This is a genomic window from Prevotella sp. oral taxon 306 str. F0472 (assembly GCF_000257925.1).
Classification (GTDB): domain Bacteria; phylum Bacteroidota; class Bacteroidia; order Bacteroidales; family Bacteroidaceae; genus Prevotella; species Prevotella vespertina.
In genome coordinates this window covers 42010-54849 of record NZ_AJIN01000011.1, presented here as the reverse complement: position 1 = coordinate 54849, position 12840 = coordinate 42010, and the positions used below count along the sequence as shown (strand labels likewise).

Sequence of the window (12840 nt, the reverse complement as noted above, 5' to 3'; positions counted from 1 at the left end):
AAAACGTAGCTTTGTCTTCTTTAGGCAAGGCTACGTTTCAAACGTAAATTTAAACTATAAAACATTATGAGACACAACAGCTATAGCAAATTCCTACTTGCGGGAGCGCTATTATGTGCATTTGCTGCTTGTTCTGACGACAATGTTTCGCCAGAAAAGCCACAGCAACCATCAGAACCTGAGACAAAGTACATTGGTCAGGCTGTAGGTAACTTCTCTGCTGATGAGTGGTATCCAGGTGGTAAGCTCGGAACAACAGAGAATACTGCTGCCGGTGGTTATGAGGATAATACACCTGCTATCGACGAACAAGGACTAACCGATCTCTTCAACCAAGGAGATATGATGGCAAGTGCTAAGTACACCCTTAGCACCGAACCATACAAAGGTTGGGGACCGGTAGCTTCACGTCGTTCATGCGAGTACTGCCACTCTGGTGGTTATGCTCATGGTCATAGCCGCAATGACATGGAGCCAGTAAAGGGCAATGGTTACATTGTTTCTGTTTATACACCTGATGCTCCAGGCAGCAACAATGGTACTCCTATCAATCAGCTCACAACATTCACAATGTTGCAAGCCGTTGAGCCATTCTTGCCTCCTGTTGATCCGAAGCAAATACACATCACATGGCATGACGTAACATCTATGCCAAGTGGATTGCCAATGCAGTTCCCTGATGGTGAGAAGTATCATCTTCGTTATCCATCAGTATCTATTCCACAATCTGCATTCAACACAGACCCAGTACCAAGCAACTATGAGGTACGCTTGATAGCATCTTGTAATTTCCAAGGTCTTGGTTTGATTGATGCAATCTCTAACGAAGACTTGGAGAAGCAATACAAGGCAGAAGGAAAGTACGTAGAGTTGAACCCAGAGTTCTTCGATAATACAACAAAGCAGTTGAAGCCTGAGGCATGGGCAGAAGATGCTTTTGGTAATAAGTTTGTAAAGCGTTTCAACTACGACTTACTCGATGGTTGTCTCGAGAACGACGTTGCTCTTTGGGACGAGTTGAATGTTCTTCGTTCAGATATCAAGCACATCTGTTCTACAGAACCATGGGCTAAAGCAATGTCAGAGAACGAGAACGTAATTAGTTACATCCAACAGCATGGTAGTGATCCAAACTCTTACGTACATCCATACTACAACGATGGAACACGTGAAGGTATCAAGAAGGCTGTTCGTTACTTGCTTTCACCAAGCGACAACGTAAACCTTTACAACAATCCTTACTATAACTTCAAACCAGAGGTGAGCGATGAAGCTTATCACGCATTCATGGTTTGGCACAGAGGTATTGCCGTTCCACGTGCAAGAAACTTAAATGACAAGGACGTACAGCGTGGTAAGGAACTCTTCACAGGAGAGTTAGGTTGTGCACACTGTCACAAGGCATCTTGGACAACAGGTGCTGATAACCATGGTTCTTCTGTAATCCTTGGTAACAAGCAGTTGCCTAAGTATGCTAATCAGAAGATCTATCCATACTCTGACTTCATCCAGCATAAGCTCGACATGAAGAACGATATCCACGGATCTTGGTGCCGCACTACTCCGCTTTGGGGCAGAGGTCTTTCATTGATAAACTCTGGTGCAGAAGATCGTCTACACGATGCTCGTGCTCGTAATGAGATTGAGGCAATCATGTGGCACGCTTATAGCAAGAATAGTCAGGCTTATAAGGCAGCTGTTCAATTCTATAACTTGCCAAAGAAAGATAGAGATGCTGTTGTTAAGTTCATCCGCTCTATCTAATGAATAGCAATTAACCAAACATTAATAAGAAGAAGATGGGATTCGCAAAAGAATTCCGTCTTCTTTTATCTTACAATAATGCGAACAAAAAGATTACTTGAGATTGTGTATATTCTCATTGTTGCCATAATGGCGATAGGAACAGTTATAGGAAAATACACAAGTCTTGATTATGTTTCAGATAATATCTTCGGTTCTTGGTGGTTCTGCCTATTATGGGCAATAGGAATTGCTGCGGGAATCGTTTACTTCATAAAGCGAAAGACGCGCCGCCCTATCATCGTATTGTTACATTTATCATTTGTTGTCATCCTCCTTGGCGCATTGCTTACACATCTTACGGCGCACAAGGGAATGTTACATCTTAGGCAAGGTAAAGTCGTAAACACGTATATAACAAAAGACGGCAACGAGGCACAATTACCTTTCTCTATCTCACTCGACAGATTCAATATTACCTATCACGCAGGCAATATGGCTGCAATGGATTATGCTTCTGTGATTACTATAATAGAAGGTGAAAGGAAAGAAGAGTTTCAGGTATCTATGAACAAGATATATTCAGGCTATGGCACACGTCTTTATCAAAGTAGTTTCGATGAAGATATGAAAGGCTCATACTTATCCGTCAATTCTGATCCATACGGAATCCCCGTAACATATATAGGTTATGCCCTACTCTTCCTTGGACTCATTGCCATGCTCATCGAACCTAAAGGGAACTTCCGTCGCTTACTTCGTAGTAATAGTGGTAAAGCCATTGCGTTACTCTTACTACTTCTAGCAGGAACATCACCTATCAGTGCACAACCATCATTAACACGTGAGACTGCAGATGAGTTCGGAAAGGTTCTTATTGTTTATAATGGTCGTATCTGTCCTATGCAAACCTACGCCATTGACTTCACAAAGAAACTATATGGTAAAAAGAATTACAAGGACTTCACTCCCTGCCAAGTACTAACAGGTTTCATGTTCTGGGGGAAGGAATGGATGAAAGAACCTATCTTTAAGATAAAAGGAAGTGAGCTACGTAATAAATTAGGGCTCAGTGAATATATATCCCCTATGAGTCTTTTCGGACAACAAGGATATATTCTCGGTCCATATCTTGAAGACGCACAGAGTCAACCTAACGATGCTGTCGCTAAACAGATTCTTGACACTGACGACAAGATGATGTTATTAATGGATCTTATGCAGGGCAAAACGCTCAAGATATTCCCTTATACTTCAAATAAAGGAAACATTGACTGGTTTGCACCTACCGATCGTATGCCCAAAGCTATGCCCAAGGCACAACAGCAATACATTCATACAATTCTCTCCTTAGCAAGACAATTAGCCAACCAAGGAAACACTGGAATGCTGAACGAACTTGCTCTAAAGTTGCAGAAATATCAACAAGTTTATGGTGGTAATACGATCCCTACACCAACGGAAATAAAAGCAGAGAATATCTATAATTCTTGCTCGTTCGCAACGATTCTCTTCATCGCCAATCTGACGTTAGGACTTTTATCCATCTTATTCTTAAACAAAAAGAAGAGATACAGAATTTTCACCTGTCTCATGGGCTTATCATGGCTTATCCTTACATTTACATTAGCTTTAAGATGGATTATCAACGGGACGATTCCTATTGCAAATGGCTATGAAACAATGCTTTTACTCTCATGGCTCATTATGATTGTATCAATCCTAACAACCCATAAGATGCAACTAATGACCACTTTCGGACTACTCATGAGTGGATTCATGCTACTCGTAAGTCATCTTGGTGAGATGGATCCGAGTATCACGCCACGTATGCCCGTACTAAATAGTCCGTTGCTGAGCATACATGTCAGTATTATCATGATATCTTATGCCCTATTTTCTTTGACATTCATCAGTGCAATCGCCTATTTCTTTACAAATAAAAGTAAAAAAGCAAGTATCATTCAGATTAATAAGCAACTGACAACGCTCTCACAAATATTCCTCTATCCTGCTATAACCACCCTCGGATTAGGAATATTCATAGGAGCAATTTGGGCAAATATCAGTTGGGGTACTTATTGGGGATGGGACCCGAAAGAGACTTGGGCACTCATAACTTTCATGATTTATGCCATTCCTTTGCATAAAGCAAGTTTACAGTCATTAAGAAGTGAGAAGAAATATCACATCTTTATGTTTATTGCATTCTTAAGTATCCTAATGACTTATTTCGGTGTCAATTACATTCTTGGTGGTATGCACTCTTACGCTTAGAAAAAGCATAGTAGCATCAAGTGCTTTCGTCCTAGCTTACAGACTTTCAGTGAGTAAGTTCTGAGACGATTCCATAAGATAAACAAGGAAAAGTTCGCAAACAAAATCGAAATTGTTTGCGGACTTTTTTCATATTGTCTGTAAACAATTCTCCGTATTTCATAGCTCTATTATCATCCTTCTAATGATTGAATTTCTTATTACAGCTTAGCAAATATCCGCCACATCGCTAGGTTCATTTTTTCATGCTAATAGATGTTCCGTGAATGGTAATAACAGAAAACGTTCCGCTTAATTCGGAGAAATAACTTAGAAAAACTCTATCTTCATTACAAAAATATATTACATTTAATTTTATTATTCTAGCGTATTCTAGAAAACGATTTATCAATCAAACACGTAAAATAGGACTTAAAAATAAAATCTCATTACATTTTCAGAGATTTTCCAGTACTTTTCACCCGAAAAATAAGGACTTTTCATAAAAAACGATAGTACTTTTTGACGGAAACGATAGTACTTTTTAATCAAAACGATAGCACATTTCAGTAAAATAGATAGGATTTTCTTCTCAAAACAATCTAACTTTTTGTAACTCTATGACTATCAGATTATTACAAATAGTAGGAAGAATTATCTCAAAAATCGTATATTTCAGATGGAAATATAAGTTGCTTTCGAATAACGAAATTATAGGTATCAAAAATAACAATATTACTTTACATTTATTTCTCCATAGGAACACAACACCATCTGGAAATCTTTAGCATTACACCGATACCAGGAATCTCCTTTAATAAATAATACTTTTTGTTAGAACGAACCAATCGCCCAGTCATTCCTTTCATGGGTCCGAACTTGACCAATACCTCATCACCAGCTTTTAGATGTGCCTCGTCGGAAGAAACGAACTTTCGCATTGTCACTTCAGGATTACACATAAGACGAAATTCATACATCTGGTCGTGCGGAATAAGGCAATATTCCTGAGAACTGATTGATTTGCGCAGAACACTTACCTTATAGTTCATCTCGCTAACAATATGGCAAAACTGCTTTTCGTCAATGGACTGTTTCACAAAAACAAGGTTACGAACGACAGGACGCAATATTTGATGTGGCTTGCCATCACGCCCTTCTATCGTAATATATTGCTCGGGAATGAAACATTCTAAGCCTTTTTCCTCAAAATAGGTTCTTACTTCTTGTTGACGAATGGTAAAGAGTTTTACTGCATACCATGATAATCCGTCGTCAATAATTGTATCTATATATTTAGTTGTCTCTACCATCGATGATTATAGATGTAATAAATATTGTTCAAAGCACTAACCAGTTGTGAAGAATCCTATTGCCTTGTGGCGTTAAAACACTTTCAGGATGGAATTGAATGCCATATAAATTATAGTCACGATGCCTCAATGCCATGATAATCCCATCAGACGTTTCAGCTATTATCTCTAAACAATCGGGAAAATCATCCTTTGAAACCGCCCAACTGTGATAACGCCCTACGATGATTGGACGCTTTAATCCTGCAAATAAAGGGGAGTTGATGGGCTGAATTATCTCTGCGGAAACTCCGTGAAATACGTCTGAAAGGTTCTCCAGCTTAGCCCCGAAGCTCTCCGCAATAGCTTGATGTCCCAAACAAACACCTAAGATTGGTTTGTGACCAGCATAATGACGAATGACATTCATTAATTGACCCGCTTGAGAAGGTAGCCCTGGTCCAGGACTAAGTATTATCTTGTCGAAACATTCTAACTCATTAAGTTGGAAGTCATCATTATGAAAAATGGTTACTTCTCCCCCAACTTCTTTGATAAGATGCGCTAGATTATAGGTGAATGAATCATAGTTATCAATGATAACACACTTCATTTTCGTAAGTTTCATTTATGCGTCCCCGTTTATCTTCGCACGCCTTCTAAGAAAGTCTTAAGCAGAGTGATATCTTTCATGGCTGGTTCTTTCTCAAACTTCTGATCAATGTTAATGCCATAGAACTGAGGATGAGAAAAATCATTAATGCTTGATAGGTCCTCTATGCCAATATTTCCTGACAACAGAAAAGGAATATTCCCATCGTATTCATTTAAAATTGTCCAATCCTTAGCACAATCTTCCGAAGTTTGCATATCAAATAGGAAATAATCAGCACTATTTACATACTGCTTATACTGGTTTATATCCTCACGAGTCCTAACCGAAATAGTCTTCATTATCTTTATTCCAGCATGAATGTCGGGATCAATCGTGCGACGAAGATTATCTAACATGACAGGACTTTCCTCGCCATCAAGCTGAACGATATCAAGATTGAAATTATAGACACACGTAACTATGTTCTGTGGCATATCATCTTTAAAAATACCACATAACTTCGGGCGATTACTTTCAGATGTATCCACCTTTAACGAACCATAATCTGGGATAATACCAGCGCGCGAGGAGATTTGACTGACATAACGTTTATCTGATGGGCAGAAGTTTAATCCTAACCACTCAATACCTAATTGCGATACATCATGTATATTCACGGCATCACGCATGCCACATATCTTTACTATCATAGTTATATTTTTTGTGCTACAAAGATAATCAAAAAAAAGATTGTACCCGTAGTATCGCTATAAAAACATTGCGAATGTGGGAGATAAAAGGAAATAATGTTTCTATCAGATATAATAATCTTTAGACAAGCACGTTTAAAAAACAAAGAACTCTCTAATTAATAGCATAATTTAAGCCTATGGTGAATATTTTTACTCCTGAAGAATTAAAGCCTTCTGAGAAGACTTTAGCCCTTATCCGACAGATAGCTTACACCTATCGTACCTTTAAAATGAATGGGAAAATACAGTCTTATTGCTTGAATTAAGAATAAAAAAGTATGGAAACAATAGTATCTCCTTCCCTTCTCTCTGCTGATTTTTTGCATTTAGACAGAGAGATTGAAATGATTAATGAGAGCGATGCCGATTGGCTTCACATGGATGTTATGGATGGTGTATTCGTTCCTAACATTTCCTTTGGATTTCCAATCTTGGAAGCAGTGGGTAAGGCTTGTAAGAAACCTATGGATGTACACTTTATGATAGTTCATCCAGAGAATTACATCCAGCAGACTGCTTCGACAGGAGCTGCAATTATGAACGTACAATATGAGGCTTGTGTGCACCTTCACCGAACAATACAAGCAATTCATAGTGCAGGAATGAAAGCGGGAGTAACACTTAACCCATCTACTCCCGTGAATGTGCTTGAAGATATTATTTGTGATGTGGATATTGTACAACTCATGAGCGTTAATCCTGGCTTCGGTGGTCAGAAGTTTATAGAACATACGATTAAAAAGGTTCAACGACTTCGCCAAATGATCGATAACGAAAATAGCAAAGCTCTCATTGAAGTTGATGGCGGTGTACAACAAGAAACAGCACCGCGCCTTGTAAAAGCTGGAGTTGATATCCTCGTTAGCGGTAGTTATGTCTTCAAAGCGACTGATCCGAAAGCCACAATCCATTCGTTGAAGACTTTGAAACGATAAAATGAAAAGGTGTTGAATATTAGAAATATATAAAGGTTATGGTTACATAACATCTAATATTCAACACCTTCTTATATTAAGCAAACTGTAAATTTAGATTATATTCACGCACCATCCTTCTCAGATTAAGGATTGCATAACGCATACGTCCAAGACTTGTATTAATGCTCACACCAGTTGTCTCGGCAATCTCCTTAAATGACATCTCCTGATAAAAACGCATGTATACAACTTCTCGTTGTGGTGCCGGCAATAAGTTCATCAAACGCTTAACTTCTGAAAGAGTTTGGGAATTAATAAACTGACATTCAATATCCCCTATGGTAGTTTCACTGCCAGCTATGTTAGAAAGGTTATTTTCTTTTGGTGCATCAACAATCTTGTCTGCACGCTGAGCACGATACCAATCCATTATCACATTGTGAGCAATACGCATAATCCAAGCATAGAACTTTCCCGTTGGAGAGTACTTACCTTGTTGTAGTCTAGTTATAACCTTCACAAATGTTTCCTGAAATAAATCATTAGCAGCATCTTGGTCATGCACTACAAAAAGAATATATGAGAATAGTTTTGATTGATTACGTAAAAGCAATAAATCAAAAGCCTCGTTACTTCCATTAATATATGACAATGCCAACTGCTCGTCGGTCATATCACTTAGATTCTTCATTTATATTGTTATTATTTTATGAAGTATAATTGTTTCGATAGGCTTTTATTGCTTTATCTTAATTTAAAAATAATCATTCCGTACTCACTGAAAAAACTTAGGCAGATAAAGGTAAAATCATTCTCTTTCATCTTACCCATTACAGTTAAAGTTTTGCAAATATAGCAACTTTTATCCTTTGCAGCAAACTTTTCATACAAAAATCATTCATCTAGCCATTGTCCGCCCACAACATTCTTCTTCATTCCTAGTACACCAAGATACTTTTGCTTTGTACCATAGAACGCAACAGTACGCCCATAATTATCAGGCGTTGTAGCTAAACCAAACTCTGCCTTCATTGCTTTTGTCCTTAACTGAATAGCAATAACCTTCTCTGGAGTACAATCTCCTAAACTATCTGCTAATAAAATTGCATTATCATAGGTGAATGGATCCATCCATTCTGCATATTTAATACTCTTACTACAAGCTCCTACAATAATTCCCTTCACCCAAACATACCTATCGCCTAATTCCGTATTACGAAATTCTTCGACGCTATAAACTTTCTGTTCTGAAGAAGGATCGTCATCCTCCTCTTCATATCTAGGTAAAGTCTCGCTATTATCTGCAGGACTTGTTTTCTGACATCCAAAGCAAATAACACAAGCTAAAAATAGTATTATCAATCTATTCATTTTCATAGAATCAAGTTTATATTAACTCCACAAAGATATGAAAAGATTCAGATAATGTCAAGGGAATCAATAAAAAAGAGGTTGGTGCAGGAAGCTACCAACCTCGAACTAGATTTAGCAAAACATCTAAATCTGTGAAAAACACGCTACAAATATAGCGCATATAAAGGAATAAAACAAATTTTATTGATATAAAAAGGAGAATTTAACATTAAAAGCGCACACATGAAGAAAACGAGGAAAGAAATATCGTTATTTATCAATTCAAGTTCAAATTATAATAAGAAACTTAATTGCAAATATCATATCAAATACCTAAATTTGCATTGTTATTTATTCTTTTAATCATTAAACAATTTTATTATGAACAAAACTTTACGCTTAATTATCACTATTGCTTTCACGGCAATCAGTTCTTTTTCATTTGCACAGAAGCAAGTAGTTATCAGTCCTGAGGAACTACAAGGTCCGACAGCTGGCAAAGACATCAGTATTAATAAAGATGGAATAACTATAACGATATCATACGGAGCAATGAATAACAAGTTTTCATACCGCCTCTATCAGAAAGCTACAATGACTATCACATCTGCCAATTATAATATGACAAATATCATCATCGAATGTGATACACACGAAAGTGGGGGAAAGAGATATCTTGCCGATGGGTTTGCTGATAATATGGAAGGAGTCACTGTTTCTAGTGATAAAGTTACCGTTACATGGACTGGTGATGCAAAAACAACTTCTTTCACTGCAGCAAAGAAACAAGTACGCATTAAAAAGTTCACCATAACTTTAAAGGATACACCTAATGATATCACAGGAATAAATGTAGAGTCTAATAATAACGCACAACCAATGTATAACCTTTCAGGGCAGCGTGTAGACAAAAACTACAAAGGAGTTGTTATTCAGAATGGTAAAAAATTTATCAACAAATAAGACTGTCTATACATAAAGTTCTAACAAATTAAATTTCAGAAGAGCCTTTTCTCCAACGAAGAAAAAGCTCTTCTCATGTAAAGAAAGGTACTATGTCACATCAAAGAGAGTCTTCTTTCAATATTTAATAAACAGTTTAATCGAAATTAATAGGTATTAATGTAAAAATGATAGGTACAGATGAATCTTTCCGTACCTATCATTTATTTTAGCAAACCATTATAACTTATAACGGATAAGTAATATTTTACTTACTTAATTGCAGTTTTTGCATTCTTTGAAGTGGCCTTCTTTGTCGATGTCTTTTTGGTAGAAGTCTTCTTAGCAAGCTCTGCTCTCAACTCTTCTTCCTGTATCTCTAACTTTTGAACCTTAGCCTGAAGATGAGAGATCTCCTTTGTTTTGATATCAATCTCTTCACCTTGATTACGGATAGTTGTAAGTAAGCCATTCAACTCTTCATTATCAATTTCTGCAGGATAGAGGCTATTGACACGACTAATGAAATCACCAAGAATGTTCATATAATTAGTAAAGGCATCAAAAGGACTCGCATATATCCCTCGATCCATTCCAACACGTGAAGGCTTGGTTGACATGAATCGGAAGTTATCACTAGCTTGCAAATAATCCCAATCTTGATTTATCTTAGGGTCATTGGCAATACGGACACGATCAGCAATACCATAAAGTTTATTGAAGGCTTCACGTTGCATTGCGTTTCCTAACCATGTACTAACATCACGTTCTTCATCCATCCAACTTAACGTATCTGGTACAGAGAGACTATCAACACTCTTCAACTTCATACAAATCTCCGTTGGAGTTGAGAATGTTATGCCACGCTGTTTAGCACACGCAGGCAATGCCTTGAGGAATTCTAAGATATTACTTGATAATGGCTGTTCTATACCCAAAGCCGAGAGATTCATAAAGATACCAATTACCTGTTCTTCGTTGGGTAGCGCCGCAATCTCATCCATATAAGTATCAGCAAACAAAGGATAGCCTTCCCAGTCAGAATTATTAAAGCGAAGAGAGATATCATCACTCAATTTGACATCACGCAATAGTAGTTTTAGATTAGGATCTAATGCACAATTATATACATAATGTGGACTCTTCCAGCCTAAAACATGTTTTGCTCCTTCAGTCAACATCGCCTTAAAACCCATTTGCGAAGCAAGTAAACCAATTTCGTCACTATAGATAAGCGAAGAGTTACGAAGAACCTTTGGTGTTTGACCAAAGTATTCCTTTATCTTATGTGCTTGACGCTTTACTTCAGACTTAAAACTTTCCTCATTAGCCAATGAGGCAAGACCATGCGAATAAGGTTCTGCCAAGAACTCTACACAACCAGTATTATTTAATTCTTGCAATTTCTCAAGAACTTGTGGGGCGTGCATTTCAAGTTCCTCTATTCCTACTCCTGATAATGAGAAAGCCACCTTGAAAGCTTTTCCATGTTCATGAACCATTTGTAACATAGCCTCCAATGCTGGCATATAACTCTTCTCAGCTATATCTGTTATCGAACGTTCATTCTCAAAGCTATCATAATAATAATGGTCAGTCCCAATATCAAAAAAACGATAACGCTTTAAGTGAATAACCTGATGTATCTCGAAATATAAACAAATTGTCTTCATTGCTAATTATTTTGGTTTTTAAAGATTATGGTTTTTTATTTTGCTTTTATTGCCAACCTAATGTGTGGAGATAGAGTTCACGAATCCATGCACCAACTTTCTCCCACGTAATCTGATCGACTTCTCTCTTCCCTTCTACAGATAAGTAATCAAAGAGACTCTCATTATGACAAATAGAATAGATGGCATCGGCCATTGCATTAATATCCCAATAATCAACCTTTATACAATTATCGAGAATCTCAGCACATCCACTTTGTTTTGATATAATCGTTGGTGTTCCGCACTGCATAGCCTCTAAAGGAGAAATTCCGAAAGGTTCGCTGACTGATGGCATAACATAAACATCTGAGGCTTTTAAGCACTCATAGACTTGTTTACCACGCATAAAACCAGGGAAATGGAATCTATCAGCAATCCCACGTTCTGCCACTAAAGTTATCATTTGCTCCATCATATCCCCCGAGCCTGCCATACAGAAACGGACATTACGCGTACGATGGAGAACCATATTAGCAGCCTCAACAAAGTATTCTGGTCCTTTCTGCATCGTTATTCGACCGAGGAAAGTAACAACCTTCTCTTTACCTTTATGGTCAGGGCGTGGTATATCAGCAATCTCTTTATCTAATGGATAAACAGCATTGTGTACTGTAAATACCTTTCGGGGATCTTGATGATACTGATGTATAACTGTCTGTCGTGTCAATTCTGATACACACATGATACAATCCGCATTATCCATACCATCTTTTTCTATACCATACACGATAGGATTTACTTTACCACGCGAACGGTCGAAATCAGTTGCATGTACATGAATACACAAGGGCTTACCACTAACACGTTTCGCATGTATACCAGCAGGATAAGTCAGCCAATCGTGTGCATGAATAATATCGAAATCGTATGTACGTGCAACAACACCTGCTATAATCGAATAATTATTAATCTCCTCATGCAAATTTGAAGGATAACCACCAGCAAAGTCCATTGCACCAAGCTCGTTAACATGCATATAATTGAAGTCGGCATAGATATGCTCACGTAACTTGAAATAAAGTTCTGGAGTCATGACATTGCCTAATCGATTCTTCACATAATCATAACTGAGCTCACGATAAGCAATAGGAACACGATTCATTGCTACAATTTCAGCATAGTTATGGTCTTCATCACCGAAAGGATGAGGCAAACAAAGAATTGTCTCAATATCACCTTGCGCGTGGAGTCCCTCAGAAATACCAAAATTAGCAGTTGCAAGACCGCCATATACATGAGGAGGATACTCCCATCCAAACATTAAAACTTTCATAC

General features: G+C 37.6%; 12 protein-coding genes. 5 read left to right on the top strand and 7 right to left on the bottom strand.

The annotated features are described in order from the left end of the window. The first annotated feature begins 66 nt into the window (after positions 1-66). Together HMPREF9969_RS01295 and ccsA are read left to right on the top strand one after the other, a co-directional pair. Complete coding sequence (locus tag HMPREF9969_RS01295; RefSeq protein WP_009434116.1) at positions 67-1764, top strand: di-heme oxidoredictase family protein; 1698 nt, start codon at positions 67-69, stop codon at positions 1762-1764. Positions 1765-1842: 78 nt separating this feature from the next. Next, entirely contained in the window at positions 1843-4020 is a 2178-nt protein-coding gene (gene ccsA, locus HMPREF9969_RS01290) for a cytochrome c biogenesis protein CcsA (protein ID WP_036894584.1), read from the top strand. Positions 4021-4745: 725 nt separating this feature from the next. On the opposite strand, the gene HMPREF9969_RS01285 is transcribed toward ccsA, so the two are convergent. The 3 genes from HMPREF9969_RS01285 to HMPREF9969_RS01275 are packed head-to-tail and all read right to left on the bottom strand — an operon-like array spanning position 4746 to position 6596. Further along, positions 4746-5312: a UpxY family transcription antiterminator gene (locus HMPREF9969_RS01285; RefSeq protein WP_009434151.1), complete on the bottom strand. Its 567-nt coding sequence runs from the start codon at positions 5310-5312 to the stop codon at positions 4746-4748. Between the two features lie 28 nt (positions 5313-5340). Continuing rightward, positions 5341-5919, bottom strand: a complete 579-nt coding sequence (locus tag HMPREF9969_RS01280) for an anthranilate synthase component II (RefSeq protein WP_036894582.1) — start codon at positions 5917-5919, stop codon at positions 5341-5343. 14 nt (positions 5920-5933) lie between these two features. Further along, positions 5934-6596 carry a phosphoribosylanthranilate isomerase gene (locus HMPREF9969_RS01275; protein ID WP_009434162.1) on the bottom strand — a complete coding sequence of 221 codons (663 nt, stop codon included), beginning with the start codon at positions 6594-6596 and terminating at the stop codon, positions 5934-5936. A gap of 179 nt (positions 6597-6775) precedes the next feature. Between HMPREF9969_RS01275 and HMPREF9969_RS13260 the strand changes: the two genes are divergently transcribed. Then, complete coding sequence (locus HMPREF9969_RS13260) at positions 6776-6904, top strand: hypothetical protein (RefSeq protein WP_009434083.1); 129 nt, start codon at positions 6776-6778, stop codon at positions 6902-6904. A 12-nt stretch (positions 6905-6916) separates the two neighbouring features. Further along, positions 6917-7573: a ribulose-phosphate 3-epimerase gene (rpe, locus tag HMPREF9969_RS01270; RefSeq protein ID WP_009434202.1), complete on the top strand. Its 657-nt coding sequence runs from the start codon at positions 6917-6919 to the stop codon at positions 7571-7573. A 76-nt stretch (positions 7574-7649) separates the two neighbouring features. On the opposite strand, the gene HMPREF9969_RS01265 is transcribed toward rpe, so the two are convergent. Continuing rightward, a complete protein-coding gene (locus HMPREF9969_RS01265) occupies positions 7650-8246 on the bottom strand; it encodes an RNA polymerase sigma factor (RefSeq protein ID WP_009434175.1) in 597 nt (198 codons plus the stop codon). Between the two features lie 203 nt (positions 8247-8449). Continuing rightward, positions 8450-8932, bottom strand: coding sequence for a DUF6359 domain-containing protein (locus tag HMPREF9969_RS01260; protein WP_009434219.1), 483 nt, complete (start codon positions 8930-8932; stop codon positions 8450-8452). Between the two features lie 357 nt (positions 8933-9289). Here HMPREF9969_RS01260 and HMPREF9969_RS01255 point away from each other — a divergent pair, with 357 nt between their 5' ends. After that, positions 9290-9871 carry a hypothetical protein gene (locus tag HMPREF9969_RS01255; RefSeq protein ID WP_009434112.1) on the top strand — a complete coding sequence of 194 codons (582 nt, stop codon included), beginning with the start codon at positions 9290-9292 and terminating at the stop codon, positions 9869-9871. Between the two features lie 251 nt (positions 9872-10122). Here HMPREF9969_RS01255 and HMPREF9969_RS01250 read toward each other — a convergent pair whose 3' ends face one another. Then, positions 10123-11523 carry a glycoside hydrolase family 57 protein gene (locus HMPREF9969_RS01250; protein ID WP_009434192.1) on the bottom strand — a complete coding sequence of 467 codons (1401 nt, stop codon included), beginning with the start codon at positions 11521-11523 and terminating at the stop codon, positions 10123-10125. 46 nt (positions 11524-11569) lie between these two features. Next, the gene (locus HMPREF9969_RS01245; RefSeq protein WP_009434091.1) at positions 11570-12838 is read right to left on the bottom strand and encodes a glycosyltransferase family 4 protein; all 1269 of its coding nucleotides are present in this window, start codon (positions 12836-12838) and stop codon (positions 11570-11572) included. Between the last annotated feature and the right edge of the window lie 2 nt (positions 12839-12840).